Raw genomic sequence first — 19,905 nt, forward strand, 5'->3', positions numbered from 1 at the left:
AAGTAACAATCAAGGAGATATCAGTAACGAAGTGTTTTCTATCGCTTATTTAATTGGAATTGCGATTAATTTGCGTTAAGTGAAAAACAATCAGTTAAAAAACAATATATCCACTTAATTAATAAGGTTAAAATGTTGAACATCTGTGTTAGTTCAGAGTGCTAAGCAGGCGATGACATGGTATGAATAAAAATAATTAAGTCAATTGTAACGATTTTGAGTTTAAACTGTGACTAAACCGTTTATTTGCTGATTATAGAGGTGATTATGCGTTGGCAAGACCGTCGTCGTAGCGACAATATTGAAGATAGAAGATCAGAAAATTCATCAGGGGGTTTTCAAGGCAATGGTCGGGGGATGCGAATTCCATTACGAGGAAAAAGTGGCGTTGTTATTCTGATTGTTATTGTCGTAGCTGGCTATTATGGCGTTGATCTCACGGGGTTAATTACCGGAGAGCCTATCGGTAATCACTCTTCGCAACAAGCCCAAAATCGTACCATTAGCCCACAAGAGGCACAGTTAGCCGACTTTACGTCAGTGATGCTTGCTTCCACAGAAGATGTTTGGCAAACGGAATTTAAAAAGCTAGGCAAACAATACCAGCAGCCTAAATTAGTCATTTATCGCAATGGTACTTCGACAGCGTGTGGGCAAGGTAAAGCATTTATGGGGCCGTTTTATTGTCCAGCTGATAATAAAGTTTATATCGACCTGTCATTTTATAATGACATGAAAACCAAATTAGGGGCTGGTGGTGAATTTGCCCAAGGGTACGTCGTGGCTCATGAAATCGGCCATCATGTGCAGCACTTATTAGGCATTGAGCAGCAAGTAAGAAAATTACAGCAAGGTGTAAGTACAAAAGAAGCCAATAAACTGTCGGTGAAACTTGAATTACAGGCCGATTGTTTTGCGGGTGTTTGGGGGCACAATATGGATAAAGAGGGCATCTTAGACGATGGCGACTTACAATCCGCGTTGAATGCGGCTCAGGCAATTGGTGACGACAGATTACAGCAGCAGAGCCAAGGTCGCGTGATCCCAGATAGTTTTACGCATGGCACCTCACAACAGCGCTATTTTTGGTTTAAAAAAGGGTTTGAGACGGGAGATATCAATAGCTGCAACACCTTTTCAGCGCAAAATACATTTTAAGGAGGCTCAGATGAAGCTCAGCCATAGCGTTAGTGGGGCGATTAGAACTTTCAGCTATTTTATGGCAAGTGGTTCACATTACATGCTCGAGGGGATTGATTATTTGTCGCTGTATGGCGAGGAGCCGAGTGCTATTGAACAAGCGTACGCAATATTTATCAATACACTGGAAATTGATGAGGCAGGGGAAGTATTGAATTTTACTCATGCGCAGAAAAGAGCAACGGATTATATTCGAAGTTACTGTGATGCTTCTTTTAACGTTGACCCTCCTTTTGAAGAGTGGGAAGTCGCTCTATATTAATGTATGGCCTGCCCAAATATCATTTAAAGATAGAGGTTAAAGTGTTTCATTTGACGCGTACCATATTGATAACCACGCTTTTATTTTTCGGGTTGATAAATGCGTCAGCGAAAACCCATTATACCATTGATGATCTATCAACGGAGGGGATGTTAACGCTCTCCATGGATTTACCTAAATCCGAGCAGGAACAAAAATTGATCGTGAGAGGGGAAGCGTGGGGGTTAAAACCGCAAATTAACCATCCTCAGTGCCAAGGTACGTTGTTAAAGAAAAATACCGAAAATGAATGGATTGTGCCTATAGGTTGTGAACGGGTTTCGTGGCATGTCCTCCCTAATAAAGTTGCAAAAGGGCATGTTGACGCCTCGAAGCAAGCGACTATTTTCATTACCAGTGAATATCAAAACAAAAAACAGATATTGCTTTCTGAGCCTACGTCATTATTGCGCTTAGTCAATGATGAAGAAGGGATTATTCGTGCTGCCGATGGGATCGCTATCTATGGCGCGAAAGCTGAAAATACAAGCGCGTGGTCGGTTCCTGCCTATTATAAGGCGCCTGAATTTTATTTAGTGGGGGATATTCGATTGCAACAAGTGGACTTAACGAATATGAAAGTTCGCTATTTTAGTGACAACGTCACGTTAACCGATCAATATCAGCTAAATGGTTATCACCAACAAGCCTTAAAGTATTTAACCAAAGCGTTATCAATTTCACCTCAAGACAAGCGTGATAATACATTGTTGGTGATTTGGCTCGGCAGTAATGAAAAAAATGGCTTTATTGGTGGGGCGGCGGGTGGTCGCAGTTTCGTGGCTAACTATTTATATTCTGATAAAAAGGATGATAAAAACATTAATCTCAATAATGCAAAAACCCAACTTGTTATTGCCCATGAGCAATTTCATCAACTTATTGATATGGTAAGGGAAAATAAATCAACGCAGCCAGCTTGGGTTGAGGAAGGCCTTGCCCAATATTATGCTTTGAAAGCATTAAAACAGATGGAAAGCCAGCCACAAATTGTTTCGTCAATTGAATCTGCAATGATGCCATTAAATGCTCCAGTGACACATACTTTTATTGAACTAGATAAGCGATTTAAAGCAGGGGATCGCTCTGTTTATGCTGAGTTCTATTCTCAAGGCGCTACATTTTGGCGAAAATTAGATACTATTTTACAGAAGGTCGCCAATAATCCATCAGGATTAGACCCGTTCATTACTGAATTAATGACATTACCTTCCGAGTCGAATGGTGATTTACCCGCATCTTTCAAAAATAAAATGATCGCTATCGGAGGAGAGCCTGTAAATATCTTATTTCAACAATATATCGGGCAATAATATGCCGTGACGTTTGCTTCTTATTCGGTGAGCCAATAACATAAGCCGTACTTTTTATCTTTCGCTAATTTTATAAGCAAAAGCAGCACGTTTTACAGGGAATACAATATGAGTCAAGTCGATCCTACCTTGATAATTTTACTGGTTTTAGCGGGTCTTGGGATCATCAGTCATAATATGACGGTGACATTAGCTATGTTATTTTTGCTGGTGGTGCGGATCACACCTTTAAATAATTTCTTTCCTTGGGTAGAGAAATATGGGTTAACGATTGGGATATTAATATTAACTATTGGTGTGATGGCTCCTATTGCTAGCGGTAAAATTTCAGCACAAGATGTATTAGGTTCCTTTTTAAATTGGAAATCACTGCTTGCTATTGTGATCGGGGTGTTAGTTTCTTGGTTGGGAAGCCGTGGTGTTACGTTAATGTCACATCAACCTTCAACAGTTGCAGGCCTACTTGTTGGCACGGTTATCGGCGTAGCACTCTTCCGTGGTGTTCCTGTTGGTCCTCTTATCGCAGCAGGGATCTTGTCATTATTGATCGGTAAATCTTAGCGGGTATATGAATTATTCACTTCCTAAAATCTGTGCTCAACTTAATGATTGTGGTCATCGGCGCTTGTTGGTGCTCTCTGGTGAGAGCTTGTGGATAGATAAACGATTAAATGAAATTCAATCAATTATCGCGGGTGATTGGCAGGCCCTTTCATCAACAATAACGGGGGCATTGCCCGTTAAAAATGCACATTTATTATTAGGCAGAGAGTTTTTACATGGGGTCTTTGATGCAAGAGAAGGTTTGCATAGCGAGGCTCTCGCTATGCTTGCTGGGGCATTAAAGGCTGGGAGCTTGCTGGTTTTATGTACGCCACCACAAACTGAGTGGGCGTATTCATTGGATAACGATAGTATTCGATGGAATGAGCAAAATGGCATGATCGCCACGCCTAATTTTGTGCATCATTTACAGCAGTTGATACAGGCGCAATCTGACGTGCTGGTTTGGCAACAAGATAAGCCAGCGCATTTTTCTCTTTTACCCGAAAAAGAGCATTGGCAACCACCTTCGGGTGAGGCGACACCGGCTCAGCAATATGTACTGGAACAGTTGTTATCCGCAAATGACGGTGTTTGGGGGATCATCGCTCCCCGTGGGCGAGGGAAATCGACCCTTGCAGGAATGTTGATCCGCAACTGGCAAGGGGAGTGCTGGTGCTGTGCGCCTGCTAAAGTCGCGATACGAACACTAGAAAAATCAGCCGGTCAGCCGCTCAATTTTTGGGCGCCAGATGAATTATTACGTTACTGTAAGAAGAATGGTGACATAAAAGCTGACTGGTTGATTATTGATGAAGCGGCAGCGATTCCAAGTTATATTCTGCGCCAACTGGTCAATTATTTTCCACGTGTTTTATTAACGACAACGGTGGATGGCTATGAAGGAACAGGGCGAGGCTTTATCAATAAGTTTTGTGCGCAATTGGGCGGTTTTACTGCTCTCGATTTAGTCGAGCCTATCCGCTGGGCTAAGCATGATCCCCTTGAACATTGGCTCAATCAGGCATTATTACTAGAAGAGCCTGAAGGTGTAAACGATCACTCGCCATTACAGCTAATTGAGCCTATCAGCCAGCAACAATTAGTTGATGATCCTAAACAACTGAAAAGTTTTTATGGATTACTCACCAGTGCACATTATCGAACATCCCCTCTCGATCTTCGTCGGTTACTTGATGCAAGTCGCCAGCAATTTATGTTGGCCAAATCGGCGACGCAATTGATTGGAGCCTTATGGATGGTTGAAGAAGGTGGGTTAGATAGCCAACTAAGTTGGCAAATTTGGGCTGGTCTCCGCCGCCCTAGGGGGAGTTTAGTGGCCCAATCCCTTGCTGCTCATTATTACTTCCCTGAGGCGCCTCAGATGTCATCACTACGTGCAACGAGGATCGCGGTTGAGGCTGCTTATCGCCGACAAAAAATTGGCTCACAACTGCTTGACGCTCAAAAACAGCAGGCCGTTTACCAAGGCAAAGATTTTTTATCAGTGAGTTTTGGTCTGACACCGGAGTTATTACGTTTTTGGCAACAAGCGGGTTATCAATTAGTACGTGTTGGTGAACACCTTGAAGCAAGCAGTGGATGTTACACGGCGATGGCGATTTTACCACTATCATCACAAGCACAACGCATGTGTGAGCAAGCCAAACACAACTTGCCAAGGGATCTCTTTTGGCGTCGTGACCTTGAGCTATTTCACTTGCCGACATGTGACAAACAGCATTTAACGTCTGAAGATTGGATTGAACTGGTTGGATTTGGCTTTTATCATCGTACGTTGGCAGCGAGTAGTGCGGCGATACAACGTTTATTAGCGCATCAAGAAGGTGGGTTGAAGCTGCTGCGTTTCTATTTTCAACTACAGTTATCTTTGGAAGAGATTTGCCAACAGCTATCATTAACGGGGCAAAAAGCGTGGTTACAACAAGCAAGGGCAGAAGTTAAAGACGTTGTGCAACGTGACCACCCTGAGCTTGTTAAAACGATAGCGCAAAAAATTAGCCCTTCTTATCTTTAGGCCAATCATCGTTATCATCCCAAAGATGATTGTTATCTTTATGAGGGGGAAGCTCGGGTTTATTATCAAGAAATTTTTTATGATCTACTCGCATCATCTCTTTGATAGAATTCCAGATGACGCCAACTAAAATCAGTAGGATCACCCACCAATAATCTGCTAACCAATGCATATGTCGCCTTTGTGCTTGCTAATAAGAGGTGATTAAAAAGGTGGATGAAAAGTTGAAACTTTTACAGGCACACATTTGGCATCACATTACTATTTGAATTTCGATAGGGTATACCCTAGTCATTGGGTTTATTTAATCATGTTTTTGAAGCCGTTGGGAGAGCCATTTTGAATATAAAAAAAGGATTGTTGATCCTAATAGGTTGGCTCGCGGTAATATTAGCATGCTTAGGCGTTGTATTGCCGGTACTGCCAACAACCCCCTTTCTCTTATTGGCGGCATGGTGCTTTTCTCGCTCATCGCCGCGTTTTCATCACTGGTTACTTTATCGTTCATGGTTTGGTGGCTATATCCGACATTGGCAAACGTATAAAGGTTTGCCAAAAGGCGCTAAACCTAAAGCGATAGCCGTGATATTAGTTACGTTTACGATTTCAATTTGGGTTGTGAACTTTTGGTGGTTAAAGTTAGGTCTATTTGTCCTGTTATGCTGGCTAGTGATTTTTATGTATCGATTACCGGTGATAGATAAACCTGTACCGAATGATAATAAAGCATGATGGTGTTAAATGAAAAAGCGCCAAGAGATTTGGCGCTTTTTGAGGCTATTCTGGAATTTTAATGTAGCGATTAAAAACATATTCTAGATTCGCTAATAGCCAATCTTTACCCAAGATAACTTCTTCTTGTAAAACAGATTGAACCACTTGAGGGGTCAACAGTTGCTCAGCGTCATGGGATAAGGGCCAATAGCTAATATGCCAAGGTTCATAGGCAACACCTGCATTTTTAGCGGTGAAAGGGCGGTAGAAGTCATATGTGGCCATATTGTCACTTAACCACTGATTCAGCTCAGCAAAATAGCCGCCTTGTTCGTATTCCCATGGCTCAAGTTGCAGTGATTGCCCTTCAGGGAGACGCAATGGGTCATAGACGTCAATTTCCGTGCCCCAATGGTGGCGGCTTGCGCCCGGCAGGGCGGACCAATGCAAAATAGCTTCACATAATTCGCCTTCGCTTAATACGCTAATATCTAGCGGATTACTTTGTTTATCAAGAATGGGGCGCTTTCCGGTAAACTTCTCATTCCAAATCAGTTGCTGACGTGAAAAATCACGGAATGCACTGGCGGATTGGAGCTTGAAGCCAGCCTTCGCCGCCGCTTGTTGCATGGACAAAAATGCTTTTGTCGCATTAAATTGTAGGCGGTGATTACCGCCTAATGTCACGAGATGGTCGGTTGAACGGCCGGTGAGCATGGCGATGGTCATCATAGTAACAGTAGCTCCATTATGCGTTCATAAATCCGTGCCAGTTGCTGTAGGTCATGTACACTGACACACTCGTCAACTTTATGAATAGTGGCATTGAGTGGCCCTAATTCAATGACCTGTGCCCCCATCTGAGCAATAAAACGCCCATCAGATGTCCCACCACTCGTTGAGAGCTCTGTAGTGCGCCCCGTGAATTCATGAATGGCTTGCACGGTGGCGTCGACTAATTTCCCTGTACGGGTTAAGAAAGGCTGGCCCGAAAGCTTCCATTCAATTTCATAGCGTAATTGGTGTCGTGCTAGCATCTCTTCAACACGCTCACGGATGATTTTGTCGGTTAATTCTGTGCTAAATCGGAAATTAAACTGAACGAAAAACTCACCCGGAATAACATTTGTCGCACCAGTACCCGCATGAAGATTGGCGATCTGCATACTGGTCGCGGGGAAAAATTCATTACCTTGATCCCACTGTGTTGATACAAGTTCTTGTAAAAAATTTGTCGCTCGATGTACTGGATTATCGGCAAGGTGTGGATATGCGACATGCCCTTGCGTGCCTAAAATCGTTAAATTCGCTGTGATAGAGCCTCGGCGGCCATTTTTAACGATATCACCGAGTTGAGTTTGGCTAGAAGGCTCGCCCACTAAACAGTAATCTAACCGCTCATTACGTTGCATCAACGTTTCAACGACCTTAACCGTACCATTTGTCGCCTTTGCCTCTTCATCGGATGTGATTAAAAAGGCTAACCGACCACGATGATCGGGATGTTTTTGTACAAAACGCTCGGCAGCGACGACCATAGCTGCAACGGAGCCTTTCATATCCGCTGCACCACGACCATAAAGGTGTTGGTTGATAATGGTTGGTATGAAAGGGGGCGTTTGCCATTTTGTCTCATCCCCAGCGGGAACGACATCCGTATGGCCTGCAAATGCTAAGGTCTCGCCGTCGGCACCTCGATAAGCCCAGAAATTAGCCGTATCATCAAATAACATTTTTTCAACGGTGAACCCTACTTTTTCGAGTCGTTCAATTAATAATGCCTGACACCCTTGGTCATCAGGGCTAATTGATGGGCGAGAGATAAGCTCTTGAGCGAGTTGTATAACAGGACAATCCATCACTGCGCTCCGGCTTATTGAGTAAATTGTTGATATTCATCAGCGGAAAAACCGACAAGATAGCGGTTGTCTGCTGAAACGAGAATTGGGCGCTTGATCATCGCAGGTTCAGCCAATAACACTTTTTTGGCGCTTTCAGCATCAACAACGGCATTTTTTTCAGCATCACTGAGTTTACGCCAAGTTGTGCCTCTTTTATTAACTAAAACTTCCCAACCGAGCTGAGCGATGAACGTCGATAATAAGGCATCATCAATCCCCTCAACACGGTAATCATGAAATTGATAATTAATGCCATTATCTTCCAAGTAGCGACGCGCCTTTTTGATCGTGTCACAATTTTTAATACCATACATAATGTAAGGGGAAGAAGTGCTGTTTGACATAAAATTTTCCTTTGATGATTTACTGTTAGCCCTACATAATGCGCGAAAATCTATTCAGGATCTAGCTTTCTGTGGGAAAGAAAAGTTAATCTAATGATTAAATTAATAGTTAATTAAATTATTTCATAATAAATTAATTATAGTAAATATATTATTTTGCTCTCATGTATATTAGACTTGCTTCTAATCGGGAGCGTACATTTAGTTTTTTAAGTAAATTACGGATGTGCACTTTTACTGTTTCTTCTGAAATAAAAAGTAATTGGGAAATTTCCCTATTTTTTAATCCAGCCGCCATTTCATGCAATATTTCGCATTCTCTGCGCGTTAATGATGATAATGGGTCATTAATTTTATGGCGATTAACGAGATATTGATAGACTTTTTCGCTAAATACATGGTGCCCAGCCGCTGCTTTTCGCATGCTATTCATCAGCATATCAAGTTCACTATTTTTAAGCAGATAGCCTTGTGCGCCTGCATCAATAGCATTGTAGATATCTGTTTTTAAAGCTGAAAATGATAAAACTAATAAATACGACTTAAGGCAGCGTTTACGTAATAAGCGAATTGTTTCGAATGTTTTAGTACCATAAATATTGATATCAGTTAGTATTATGTCAGGTTGTAGTTTGTCAGCAATATCAAGTGCTTCAGAGCAATTACAGCATTCAGCTGCGACAGTGAAATATGCATCTGAGTCGATAAGGTGCCGTAAACCATAGCGATAAATAGGATGTTCATCAATAATCATAACGGTTTGGGAAGACATAGTAGATTCCTTTTTATGCCTGACAATAATAAAAGAGGACAGCTTAATAGCAAACACGCCATTACATTAAATATGTTATAGCCTTCAATTTTCGCCTTTATTACTATTTTTTAATGCTCATTGTATTTAATTATTAATTTATATAATTAATATTCAGAACCCCGAAATAGAAAACCAAAAAAATAATAACTCGATTTTTATATGATTAAAATTATCAAAAGTAATTATATCTATAATATATAATTGGCCTTCAAGTATATTGATTGAGTGAGAGTTTGAGGTGATATTTTAGGCTAACTCGTATTACTAACTGATGTAACCGAAAGAATTTTCTGGAAATTGTCATCAAGATCATGATTTGCTTGTCTGAACTGTTTATACTGTTTACTGCTTTTACCCTACCTACTTTGAAAGGACTTGATGATGGATGATAAATTAAAACAAAGTGCTCTTGATTTTCATGAGTTTCCTCATCCAGGAAAAATAACTGTAACACCGACTAAACCATTAACGACTCAACGCGATTTAGCTCTTGCATACTCACCAGGGGTTGCGGTTCCATGTCTTGAAATCGCCTCAGAGCCACTATCAGCGTATCGTTATACCGCGAAAGGGAACCTTGTCGGTGTGATCTCAAACGGTACAGCGGTTTTGGGATTAGGTAATATTGGGGCCTTGGCGGGTAAACCCGTTATGGAAGGGAAAGGGGTGCTATTTAAGAAGTTTTCTGGCATTGATGTGTTCGACATCGAAGTTGATGAAACCGATCCCGATAAACTTGTTGATATTATTGCTTCTCTTGAGCCAACTTTTGGGGGTATCAACCTAGAAGATATTAAAGCGCCTGAATGTTTTTATATTGAGCAGAAGCTGCGCGAAAGAATGAATATCCCTGTGTTCCATGATGATCAGCACGGAACCGCAATTATTTGTACGGCGGCGGTGATCAACGGCCTTCGTATTGTTAAAAAAGATATCGGTGATGTTCGCCTAGTCGTTTCAGGTGCAGGTGCAGCGTCAATTGCATGTATGAACCTGCTTGTTGCACTAGGCTTAAAACACGAAAATATCACAGTCTGCGACTCCAAAGGGGTGATTTATAAAGGCCGTGATGAAAAAATGGATGTCACAAAAGCCGCCTATGCCATTGAAGATAATGGCGCAAGAACCCTTGCGGATGTGATCCCAAATGCAGATATTTTCTTAGGTTGTTCTGGTCCTGGTGTGCTGACCCAAGACATGGTGAAAACCATGGCGAAAGACCCGCTTATTTTAGCACTTGCTAACCCTGAACCTGAAATTTTACCGCCATTAGCAAAAGAAGTACGTCCAGATGCCATTATTTGTACAGGCCGCTCTGATTATCCTAACCAAGTGAACAACGTATTATGTTTCCCGTTCATCTTCCGTGGCGCGTTGGATGTTGGCGCAACGACCATCAACGAAGAGATGAAACTCGCTTGTGTTTATGCAATTGCTGATTTAGCGTTGGCAGAGCAGAGTGAGGAAGTTGCTTCTGCTTATGGCAACCAAGACTTATTCTTCGGCCCTGAATACATTATTCCGAAGCCTTTTGATCCACGTTTGATAGTTAAAATTGCGCCAGCAGTGGCAAAAGCGGCGATGGATTCAGGGGTTGCTACACGTCCAATTGCAGACTTTGATGCTTATATCGAAAAACTGAACCAGTTTGTCTATAAAACAAACTTGTTTATGAAGCCTATCTTTTCACAAGCCAAAAAAGAGAAAAAACGTATTGTTTTGGCAGAAGGGGAAGAAGAGCGCGTATTACATGCGACACAAGAGTTGGTTTCCCTTGGCTTAGCATTCCCAATTCTAGTTGGACGCCCAAGTGTGATTGAGAAACGTATTCAAAAACTTGGCCTGCATATTGAGCTAGGGAAAGATTTTGAAGTGGTTAACAATGAAAACGACCCACGTTTCAAAGAGTACTGGCAAGAATATTACCAAATCATGAAACGCCGTGGTGTTTCACAAGAGATGGCACGTCGTGCGGTGATAGGTAACCCCACTTTAATCGGCGGTATCATGGTACTTCGTGGTGAAGCGGATGGTATGATCTGTGGAACCGTTGGTAGTTACAGCGAACACTATAGCGTAGTAAAAAATCTGTTCGGTTTCCGTGAAGGCGCTCATGCAGCAGGGGCGATGAACGCACTATTATTACCAACGGGTAACACGTTTGTTGCCGATACCTATGTGAACGAAGATCCAACACCAGAAGAGCTAGCGGAAATTACCTTAATGGCAGCCGATACGGTGCGCCGTTTTGGTATTGAACCGAAAGTGGCACTGTTATCCCGTTCCAGTTTCGGCTCTTCTGATTGTGCATCCGCACAAAAAATGCGTGATACATTAGCGCTGGTCAAGGCTCAAGCACCGCATCTTGAAATCGATGGCGAAATGCATGCCGATGCTGCATTGATTGAATCTATCCGTAAAGATGTCATGCCTGATAGCCCACTAAAAGGGTCAGCAAACTTGTTGATCATGCCAAATATGGAAGCGGCACGTATTAGCTATAACTTATTACGTGTAACAAGCTCTGATGGTGTGACGGTAGGTCCGGTGTTAATGGGGGTTTCAAAACCTGTACACATTCTCACCGCGATAGCTTCTGTACGTCGTATTGTTAATATGGTGGCATTGGCTGCTGTTGAAGCACAAACACATCCACTATAATTTAACTTAATATCTAAAGGCCTCTAAATTTTAATATTTAGAGGCCTTTTTAATTGAAAATCATTCTCATTATCTGTATTTTGGGTAATCCTGTACTCAATAGATGGAAAAGATAATGATATCAGTAACATTGAAGGCAAAGTCCTCCCTTATCGCAATGGCGCTATTGTTGGTTGCGGGTTGTGCACAGCAAATAGAACAAAAGCCGGTAGAGCTAGATAGTCAGCTTACCGGACAAGGGCAAATCATTGACTTACAATCAGGTCAATCCATTACACCTCAACAGCTTATTGAGCAGTTATCTCAATCATCTCGCGTTATTGTCGGTGAAAAACACGACAATATGTATCATCACCAAATAGAGCAGTGGCTGGCTCAAGAGATGCACAAAACGCGTCCACAAGGCTCAGTGTTACTTGAAATGCTCCAACCAGATCAGCAAAAAAGTATTAACTCAGTGAAAGCACAAATGCAGGGAGATCCGTATATTCGCGATGAAAAATTGCAGTCGTCAATTAAATGGAACAGTGGATGGCCGTGGGAGCAGTATGGCGAGTTGACTAAACAACTATTAAAAGCCCCGTACCCACTACTTTCAGCAAATTTGAATAAGGAAGAGGTCAAGGAAGCATACAAAAATCCGCCAGTATTAAATGGCGTATATTCGACTCAACCTGTCGTGCAGGAGTTGATCAGTAAGACGATTGAAACCTCTCATGACGGCAAATTAACACCGGAGCAGGTTGAAAAGATGACGGTTATTCAACAAATGCGTGATCGTCGTATGGCTAAATCACTGTTACAAGCACCAACCCCAGCCTTGTTGTTTGTGGGGGGATATCATGCGACACGAGCTATTGGTGTACCGTTACATGTGCAAGATCTGGCTCCTGATGCTGAATTTACTGTGCTGATCATTTCAGAAAAAGGGAATGCTATCGATAATCTTCATGCGGATTATGTTTGGTATACGCCTAGTGTAAATCAAGCGGTTGAAAAATAATCATTTTATAATTATTTGTAATGTAATTGTGATAATGAAACAAATTTGAATAAAAATAGTTTTCATTTGCATATGTAATTGATTATCATTTGAGTTTTTGGCACAGCAAATAAGATTAAAATGAGTACGATTACATTTGAGCACTACCAGAACCAAAGTATGAAAATGGGTAGTGCGGTTATTGTTGCAATTGCATTACATTTTTTAGTTATTGGACTTTTTTTACGCAGCTTTGACGATCAACAGTGGGATAATCCCGTGCCACCACCATCCGTTGTGGTGGAAGTTTCCATGGAAGCGGAAGCTAAACAGGTCACAGAAGTGAATATCGGCCAAGTGCAGGAGGTCTCTGTAGCAAGTAAAGCCCAAGAAGCTGAACCTGAGCAGTCTGAGCTACCTACCGCACCCGTAAATGAAAATGCTGAACTGTTAGTAACCAAAACCGAAAAGAAAAAGCCGCAACCGACGCCTAAAAAAGAGAAGAAAGAACCGCCTAAAAAGCCTATTAAAAAGCTTGAAAGTGATAACTCAAAATCAAATTCAGCGCCTGTGACTAGTGATGCTGCTGCATTGAAACAGAGCAATAAGATTGCGGCTGATTTCAATAGTCAATCACAATCGCAACTGGATGCAGAAAAAGCGTGGCAGGCTCTCGTTCTCGGCCAATTGAATAAATTTAAACGCTACCCTGATGATGCTCGGCGACGTAACCGCACAGGAATTCCTGTGGTTGAATTTGACGTTGATGCGCAGGGCTATGTTATTAAAAGCTCACTGATTAAAGGGTCAGGAACTCGCTCTCTTGATAGGGAAGCCGAAAAAGTCCTTTCTCGAGCACAACCACTTCCCATCCCTCCAGCCGAAATGCTTAGGAATGGCAAAGTTACGGTAAGAATGCCAATAGACTTCACACTTGAAAACTAACGGTTAATCAGGGTAACAGAATGATTATAAGAACAGATTTATTGTCAGTATCCACTCGAATCGCTAAATTCTGTCTAATAGCATTTATTGGACTACATGCAGGCCATGCCCTTGCGGAGGAACAGATGTCAGCACCAAAAGCGAAAAAGCAGCCATATACAATGACGACACACGGTGATGTGCGTGTCGATAACTATTATTGGATGAGAGACGACCATAGAAAATCACAAGAAGTTATTGATTATTTAGAAAAAGAAAATGCCTATAGTCAACAGCAACTGGCGTTGGGCCAGCCATTAAAAAAACAGATTTATGATGAATTACTTTCACGCATGAAACAAGATGATGAGTCTGTACCTTATGACTTTAATGGCTATACCTATCGTAGCCGATTTGAAGCAGGTAAAAACTATCCTATTTATGAACGCAGACCTGTGAATAGCGAAGGAGAGTGGCAAACACTGGTTGATGGTAATCAACGAGCGGAGGGGAGCGAGTACTACCGTTTAGGTGCGCTCACCGTTTCACCAGACAATAAAATCGTGGCGATTGCGGAAGATAGAGAGGGTCGTAATAACTATGCGGTCTCTTTCCGTTCATTAGACAGCCAAGCGTGGAAAAATGATGAGTTAACGAATACATCGGGCAATATTGTTTGGGCCAATGATAGCAACACTTTATTTTATGTAAATAAAGACCTACAAACCTTGTTGCCATATCAAGTGTTCCGCCACCAAATCGGTGAACAACAGCATCAAGATGTCATGATGTATGAAGAAAAAGATGATACTTTTTATGTCAGCATCTCTAAATCAACTTCCAAAGATTATATTTTTATTGGAATCACAAGTACTGAGACGTCGGAATATCGCTTAATTGATGCAAACAAGCCACATAATGAGGCTAACGTTTTCCAACCTCGTAAAACGGGCGTTGAATATTATCCTGATCATTTTCGCGGTCAATTTTATATTCGTTCGAACCATCAACACCCATTGTTTGGTCTGTATATCACAAGTCATGATGGCAAAAGCGATTGGGAGACTTTAGTCGCTCCACGTGATGATGTGGATTTGGAAGATTTTGAGCTATTTAACCAATGGTTAGTACTGGAAGAGCGGCAAAACGGTTTGGTTAATCTCCGTCAAATTAATTGGCAAACCAAAGCTGAAAATTATGTCCGTTTTGATGATCCCGCTTATATGGCATGGATTGATAACAACCCAGAGTCTGATACCGATAAGTTGCGCTATGGCTATTCATCAATGACGACACCTTCTTCTGTGTATGAAATTAATATGCAGACACAAGAAAGGCAGTTATTAAAACAGCAAGAAGTGAAAGATTTTGATAAATCCAAATATCAAAGTGAACGTTTGTGGGTGACGGCACAAGATGGTGTGAAAGTTCCTGTTTCATTAGTTTACCGAAAAGATTTATTTAAAGAGGGGCAAAATCCATTATTAGTCTATGGCTACGGTGCGTATGGTTACAGCATTGATCCCTCATTCAGCTCTTCACGTCTGTCACTGCTAGATAGAGGCTTTGTGTATGCGATTGCCCATATTCGCGGTGGTGGTGAACTGGGTAAACGGTGGTATCTACAAGGGAAAACAGTGAATAAAATGAACTCATTCACTGACTTTATTGACGTGACAAACGCACTGATAAATCAGGGGTATGGAAAACAAGGCCATGTCTATGCCATGGGAGGAAGTGCAGGTGGACTGTTAATGGGAGCCGTGGTGAATATGGCGCCTGAACTGTATGAAGGGGTTGTCGCTTCTGTTCCATTCGTTGATGTGGTGACGACAATGTTAGATCCATCAATTCCATTGACCACCGGTGAATATGACGAATGGGGTAATCCTGAAAATGAAGAGGCATATTGGCGTATTAAGGCTTATAGCCCTTATGATAATGTCAAAAAACAAAAATACCCTCATATATTAGTGACAACGGGCTTACATGATTCTCAAGTGCAATATTGGGAGCCGGCAAAATGGGTGGCAAAATTGCGTGAATATAAACAAGGAGATTCATTATTATTGTTAGAGACAAATATGAATGCAGGGCATGGTGGTAAATCAGGCCGCTATAATGCATTGGATGATATTGCCCTAGATTACAGCTTTATTTTAATGCTGGAAGATAAAAAACATTATTTTCCACAATTGAAAAACGAATATACTAATAACTAATTATTGTAAAATGGTTCGGCTATTGTTTCTTAACGATAGCCGAACAGTTGCATGGCAAAATTAAAGCATTAAATTTTATTTGGATGCATGTGAGCGCATGTTTAATTATCGCGTTTACAGGAATGGTTTAATGAATAATAAATTAAAAATAGTAGGAGCCAGCTTATTATGTGCTGGGCTTCATAGTATTGCTTTTGCAGAAGATACACAGCAACAACAAAATAAAGGTATCGTACAATTTAGTAAATTAAAAATTTCAGGTACTGAGAAACAAACGCCATTAGTTAAAGCCTTGGAAAAGCCTGGGGCATTTAGTGCAGTAGGTACGCAAAATAAACTGGAAGGATTAGATAAAATTATTCGTACTATGCCGGGAACCTACACCCAAATGGACGCGAGCCAAGGTACAGTCAATGTCAATATCCGCGGTTTGAGTGGATTTGGTCGTGTTAATATGATGGTGGATGGTATTAGCCAAACATATTATGGCATTTCACCGAGTAACTACACCCATGGTCAACAACCAAACAATGATTTTGGGGCATTAATTGATCCCAATTTTATTGTTAAAGTTGAAGTTGAAAAAGGGCAGTTAAATGGTGGAGAGAGTGTCAATGCACTTGTAGGTAGCGCTAATTTTAGAACTATCGGTATTGACGATGTGATTTTTGATGGCAACTTATATGGCTTAAGAAGCAAAGCCCGTTGGGGGGATAATGGATTAGGCTATAATGGCATGGTTGCCGTTGCAGGGAAAACACCAGTTAATACCAATGATGGATACTTAGGTGGCTTAATTGCAGTCAGTGGTCATAATATCCCCGCGAATTATAAAAATGGAGCAGGTTATGATAGTGATGATTTTGCCACTGATCATACTTTTAAACAAAAACCCCAATCGCAACTCACCAAATTGAAATATAAACCTGATGATAGCCATGAATTAGAATTTAGTGGGCGTTTTTATCAAAATAAATTAACTCGCCGTAAAATAAATAGCGAGGATTATTATCTTAAATATAAATATACGCCACTTAATGAGTTAATTGATACTGAGCTTATTATTAGTCATGGAGAGAGTAAGCAGACATTTGAAGGGGATTCATTGGGTTGGGCATTACGTCAAGGTGAATCCAAAAATAATGCAGATGGGATCAATCTTGCCAATACGAGTCGTTTTTCTTATGGGGAGACGGACTATGAATGGAAAATAGGTTCTAAGCTGTTAAAAAATAAATATGAACGTAAAGTAAGTTCGGTATCTGACCAAAATACAATCATTTATAACCAGTTCTCACCCAGTGGCACATTAGACTTAATGAGTTTGTATACGCAATTCAATGCTAAATATGATATTTACTCAGCCACTTTTAATCTGAATTATGCACATTACAAGCTAAAAGGGTTTAAACCCGCTTGCGATGATGACGTTAAATGTTTTCCTCAAGGCGACGCATCAATAAACTTAAAAGAGGGAGGCTTCAACCCGGGGGTATTGCTTTCGGCAGAAATCATTCCTGAATTTCAACCTTTTGTAAGTTACGCACACTCAATGCGAGCACCAAATTCCCAAGAGGTATTTTTCTCTCAGAATGGCGGTAACTCAATGAACCCATTCTTAAAAGGAGAAAAAGCGCAAACATGGCAAATTGGTTTCAACAGCATGAGACCTGATCTCATCGTGCAAGATGACCAATTCACGATGAAAGCGCTTTGGTTCCATACTAGAATTAAGGATTATATTACCAGTAAGCCTTATTTGTTGTGTCGACCAAGATCATACGCTGAATTTACATGGTGTTTGATGAATGAAAGTGTCTGGGATAAAGAGTTCCCGGATTTTATGCAGAAAAGTTATATCTATATGAACGATCCACGCGAGGTCAACTTACGGGGTTATGAATTACAAGCTAATTATGATGCAGGCGTTTTTTATTCAACATTATCTTATACCAAAGAGACGGGTGACCAGCCTAATTCGATAGCCAGCGTTGCTGATTTTAGCGCGGGGGATTTTACTGAGTTACCAGACTATTATTTGACGCTAGATACAGGTGTTCGGTTATTAGATGAAAAGTTGACATTAGGCTCAGTCATTACTGTTACAGGGCCAGCAAAGCGTATTGGCGTTGAATCATTAGTTGATAATAATGGTGATGCATTGAAAGATAAATATGAAAAGCAACCGACAGTTATTGACTTGTATGCTGATTATGAAATCAATAAAAATGTCACATTGATGTTTACAGTGAATAATGTGACCAATGAGGTTTATTCTGACGCCTTGAACCGTTCAAATTCGACGGCCATTATGGAAGTGCGTGGTAATAATAACGCAACGGCAAGAGGGCGTTCATATATGCTAGGTGGTGTCGTTCGCTTCTAACTCGTAATCAATATCAGGGTATCAACGTGTTGATACCCTTTACGCCTATTTTAAAACAGAACGAGGTGCACGTTTCATTTTCATTTTAGTGATATCAGTGACTTCACTTTCTACCCACCCATCATTTAGGCGTGTTTTAAGCTTTTGGCCTAATTTCACCTGAGAGGTTTTTTTCAATACTGCACCGTCAGAGGTTTCACTAATACTAAAGCCACGAGCCAATGTAGCCAGTGGGCTGACCGTTTCCATTTTTGAACAAGCGACCGCAAAACGCTGCTTATAGCTATTCAGTAACTCGGTCATCATATTCTGTAAATGGTATTGTGTCTGTTGTAGCGACCGATGTTGCCGTTGTAATTGAGGCCGCAAGTCTTGTTGTGACAGCCGACGTTGCAATTGGTCATGACGTAGCTGAGCGGTTTGCAACCGCCTTGTGATAGTTTGGGTCAGTTTCTGATTAAGCAGGCTCAATTGATGTTGTTGCCTTGCTAAACGGAGTTGTGGATGTTGTTGCTGTAAGCGATGCTGTAAACGACTAAAACGTTGCTGCTGCCCTGCAAGGTAATAATCCATCGCCATTTCAAGACGCTGTTGAGCAGAATGTAATTGGCGAATTAATTCCACTTGGTTACGGCTAACCAATTCAGCGGCAGCCGAAGGCGTCGGAGCGCGAACATCGGCCACAAAATCGGCGATCGTGATATCCGTTTCATGACCTACCGCACTAACAATAGGTAATCGGCTAGCAAAAATAGCTCTAGCGACAATTTCTTCATTAAACGCCCACAAATCTTCTAATGAGCCACCACCACGCCCCACAATCAGTACATCACACTCCCCTCGTTTATTGGCTAACTCAATCGCTCGGGCAATTTGTGCAGGAGCTTGATCTCCTTGAACGGCTGTTGGGTAGATCACAACTGGGAGTGATGGGTCACGGCGACGTAAAATATGCAGAATGTCGTGTAATGCAGCGCCTGTTGCTGAGGTAATAACACCAATGCGTTTTGCAGGGGAGGGTAAAGGCTGCTTATGTGTTACATCAAATAAGCCTTCTGCGCCTAACATTTGTTTGAGTAACTCAAAACGCTGCTGTAGCAGACCTTCGCCAGCCGGTTGCATGCTTTCAATGATAATTTGATAGTCACCACGAGGCTCATAAAGTGTGACACTTGCCCGTACTAAAACTTGTTGACCATTTTGTGGACGAAATGTGACGCGTGCATTTTGTCCGCGAAACATAGCCGCACGAACCTGAGCTTTGTCATCTTTTAATGTGAGATACCAATGACCAGAGCTAGGTTGCGAAAAGTTTGATATTTCGGCTGTCAGCCATATTTTACCCATTTGGCGGTCTAGAAGTTCACGGACAGCTTGATTGAGTTTGCTGACAGAATAAATTCCACTATTTTGTTGAGTCGACATGTGAGCTAGATCAAATTCTAAAACAATGACTTAATTGGTTGATACTAACCTAGTCAGAGGAGTTATCAAGTTTTTTTTCAAAAAAGGACTGGAGGCAATCGGTTTCGGTGTGTATAATGCCGCGGCAATATTTTATA

The 19,905-nt window shown here is 41.4% G+C and carries 17 protein-coding genes; 11 read left to right on the forward strand and 6 right to left on the reverse strand.

Annotated features, from left to right (window positions below; translation table 11 throughout):
• Positions 1-267 precede the first annotated feature (267 nt).
• From PR699_RS04530 to PR699_RS04550, 5 genes are all read left to right on the forward strand, one after another.
• Positions 268-1,158, forward strand: coding sequence for a neutral zinc metallopeptidase (locus PR699_RS04530; protein WP_014656116.1), 891 nt, complete (start codon positions 268-270; stop codon positions 1,156-1,158).
• 10 nt (positions 1,159-1,168) lie between these two features.
• Positions 1,169-1,462, forward strand: a complete 294-nt coding sequence (locus tag PR699_RS04535) for a hypothetical protein (RefSeq protein WP_004920570.1) — start codon at positions 1,169-1,171, stop codon at positions 1,460-1,462.
• Between the two features lie 41 nt (positions 1,463-1,503).
• Positions 1,504-2,814 (forward strand): hypothetical protein, encoded by a 1,311-nt coding sequence (locus PR699_RS04540; protein ID WP_225829660.1) that lies wholly within the window; start codon positions 1,504-1,506, stop codon positions 2,812-2,814.
• A gap of 108 nt (positions 2,815-2,922) precedes the next feature.
• Positions 2,923-3,375, forward strand: coding sequence for a DUF441 domain-containing protein (locus PR699_RS04545; RefSeq protein ID WP_004920564.1), 453 nt, complete (start codon positions 2,923-2,925; stop codon positions 3,373-3,375).
• A 7-nt stretch (positions 3,376-3,382) separates the two neighbouring features.
• The gene (locus PR699_RS04550; protein WP_014656114.1) at positions 3,383-5,395 is read left to right on the forward strand and encodes a tRNA(Met) cytidine acetyltransferase TmcA; all 2,013 of its coding nucleotides are present in this window, start codon (positions 3,383-3,385) and stop codon (positions 5,393-5,395) included.
• On the opposite strand, the gene PR699_RS04555 is transcribed toward PR699_RS04550, so the two are convergent.
• A complete protein-coding gene (locus tag PR699_RS04555) occupies positions 5,376-5,567 on the reverse strand; it encodes a YpfN family protein (protein WP_004920559.1) in 192 nt (63 codons plus the stop codon). The two genes, PR699_RS04550 and PR699_RS04555, sit on opposite strands and share 20 nt — an antisense overlap.
• A 173-nt stretch (positions 5,568-5,740) precedes the next feature.
• Between PR699_RS04555 and PR699_RS04560 the strand changes: the two genes are divergently transcribed.
• Positions 5,741-6,127 (forward strand): DUF454 family protein, encoded by a 387-nt coding sequence (locus PR699_RS04560; protein WP_169342229.1) that lies wholly within the window; start codon positions 5,741-5,743, stop codon positions 6,125-6,127.
• A 45-nt stretch (positions 6,128-6,172) separates the two neighbouring features.
• Here the strand turns inward: PR699_RS04560 and PR699_RS04565 are convergent, their stop codons facing one another.
• From PR699_RS04565 to PR699_RS04580, 4 genes are all read right to left on the reverse strand, one after another.
• A complete protein-coding gene (locus PR699_RS04565) occupies positions 6,173-6,841 on the reverse strand; it encodes a M15 family metallopeptidase (RefSeq protein WP_014656113.1) in 669 nt (222 codons plus the stop codon).
• Positions 6,838-7,968: a succinyl-diaminopimelate desuccinylase gene (gene dapE / locus PR699_RS04570; protein WP_004920549.1), complete on the reverse strand. Its 1,131-nt coding sequence runs from the start codon at positions 7,966-7,968 to the stop codon at positions 6,838-6,840. Before dapE ends, PR699_RS04565 begins: the two co-directional genes overlap by 4 nt.
• Before the next feature lie 14 nt (positions 7,969-7,982).
• Positions 7,983-8,354: an ArsC family reductase gene (locus tag PR699_RS04575; protein WP_014656111.1), complete on the reverse strand. Its 372-nt coding sequence runs from the start codon at positions 8,352-8,354 to the stop codon at positions 7,983-7,985.
• A gap of 151 nt (positions 8,355-8,505) precedes the next feature.
• On the reverse strand, positions 8,506-9,126 hold the full coding sequence (locus tag PR699_RS04580; RefSeq protein WP_014656110.1) for a LuxR C-terminal-related transcriptional regulator: 621 nt from the start codon (positions 9,124-9,126) through the stop codon (positions 8,506-8,508).
• A gap of 423 nt (positions 9,127-9,549) precedes the next feature.
• Here PR699_RS04580 and maeB point away from each other — a divergent pair, with 423 nt between their 5' ends.
• The 5 genes from maeB to PR699_RS04605 all read left to right on the forward strand — a co-directional run bounded on the left by maeB (position 9,550) and on the right by PR699_RS04605 (position 18,343).
• The gene (gene maeB / locus PR699_RS04585) at positions 9,550-11,829 is read left to right on the forward strand and encodes an NADP-dependent oxaloacetate-decarboxylating malate dehydrogenase (RefSeq protein ID WP_014656109.1); all 2,280 of its coding nucleotides are present in this window, start codon (positions 9,550-9,552) and stop codon (positions 11,827-11,829) included.
• Positions 11,830-11,944: 115 nt separating this feature from the next.
• On the forward strand, positions 11,945-12,832 hold the full coding sequence (locus tag PR699_RS04590; protein WP_041704990.1) for a ChaN family lipoprotein: 888 nt from the start codon (positions 11,945-11,947) through the stop codon (positions 12,830-12,832).
• A gap of 120 nt (positions 12,833-12,952) precedes the next feature.
• Positions 12,953-13,756, forward strand: a complete 804-nt coding sequence (locus PR699_RS04595; RefSeq protein WP_014656107.1) for an energy transducer TonB — start codon at positions 12,953-12,955, stop codon at positions 13,754-13,756.
• Positions 13,757-13,776: 20 nt separating this feature from the next.
• On the forward strand, positions 13,777-15,957 hold the full coding sequence (locus tag PR699_RS04600) for a S9 family peptidase (protein WP_080574237.1): 2,181 nt from the start codon (positions 13,777-13,779) through the stop codon (positions 15,955-15,957).
• A 130-nt stretch (positions 15,958-16,087) separates the two neighbouring features.
• On the forward strand, positions 16,088-18,343 hold the full coding sequence (locus tag PR699_RS04605; RefSeq protein ID WP_014656105.1) for a TonB-dependent receptor: 2,256 nt from the start codon (positions 16,088-16,090) through the stop codon (positions 18,341-18,343).
• A 45-nt stretch (positions 18,344-18,388) separates the two neighbouring features.
• On the opposite strand, the gene xseA is transcribed toward PR699_RS04605, so the two are convergent.
• A complete protein-coding gene (xseA, locus tag PR699_RS04610; protein ID WP_004920526.1) occupies positions 18,389-19,768 on the reverse strand; it encodes an exodeoxyribonuclease VII large subunit in 1,380 nt (459 codons plus the stop codon).
• Positions 19,769-19,905: the final 137 nt, after the last annotated feature.

The sequence above is a fragment of the Providencia sp. PROV268 genome (genome assembly GCF_028477805.1).
Taxonomy (GTDB): Bacteria; Pseudomonadota; Gammaproteobacteria; order Enterobacterales; family Enterobacteriaceae; genus Providencia; species Providencia stuartii.

Coding starts and splice junctions, on each gene's coding strand:
- xseA (WP_004920526.1), bottom strand. CDS start 19,768: ATGTCGACTCAACAAAATAGTGGAATTTATTCTGTCAGCAAACTCAAT.
- PR699_RS04555 (WP_004920559.1), bottom strand. CDS start 5,567: ATGCATTGGTTAGCAGATTATTGGTGGGTGATCCTACTGATTTTAGTT.
- dapE (WP_004920549.1), bottom strand. CDS start 7,968: ATGGATTGTCCTGTTATACAACTCGCTCAAGAGCTTATCTCTCGCCCA.
- PR699_RS04595 (WP_014656107.1), top strand. CDS start 12,953: ATGAGTACGATTACATTTGAGCACTACCAGAACCAAAGTATGAAAATG.
- PR699_RS04535 (WP_004920570.1), top strand. CDS start 1,169: ATGAAGCTCAGCCATAGCGTTAGTGGGGCGATTAGAACTTTCAGCTAT.
- PR699_RS04580 (WP_014656110.1), bottom strand. CDS start 9,126: ATGTCTTCCCAAACCGTTATGATTATTGATGAACATCCTATTTATCGC.
- PR699_RS04575 (WP_014656111.1), bottom strand. CDS start 8,354: ATGTCAAACAGCACTTCTTCCCCTTACATTATGTATGGTATTAAAAAT.
- PR699_RS04565 (WP_014656113.1), bottom strand. CDS start 6,841: ATGATGACCATCGCCATGCTCACCGGCCGTTCAACCGACCATCTCGTG.
- PR699_RS04605 (WP_014656105.1), top strand. CDS start 16,088: ATGAATAATAAATTAAAAATAGTAGGAGCCAGCTTATTATGTGCTGGG.
- PR699_RS04590 (WP_041704990.1), top strand. CDS start 11,945: ATGATATCAGTAACATTGAAGGCAAAGTCCTCCCTTATCGCAATGGCG.
- maeB (WP_014656109.1), top strand. CDS start 9,550: ATGGATGATAAATTAAAACAAAGTGCTCTTGATTTTCATGAGTTTCCT.
- PR699_RS04600 (WP_080574237.1), top strand. CDS start 13,777: ATGATTATAAGAACAGATTTATTGTCAGTATCCACTCGAATCGCTAAA.
- PR699_RS04530 (WP_014656116.1), top strand. CDS start 268: ATGCGTTGGCAAGACCGTCGTCGTAGCGACAATATTGAAGATAGAAGA.
- PR699_RS04550 (WP_014656114.1), top strand. CDS start 3,383: ATGAATTATTCACTTCCTAAAATCTGTGCTCAACTTAATGATTGTGGT.
- PR699_RS04545 (WP_004920564.1), top strand. CDS start 2,923: ATGAGTCAAGTCGATCCTACCTTGATAATTTTACTGGTTTTAGCGGGT.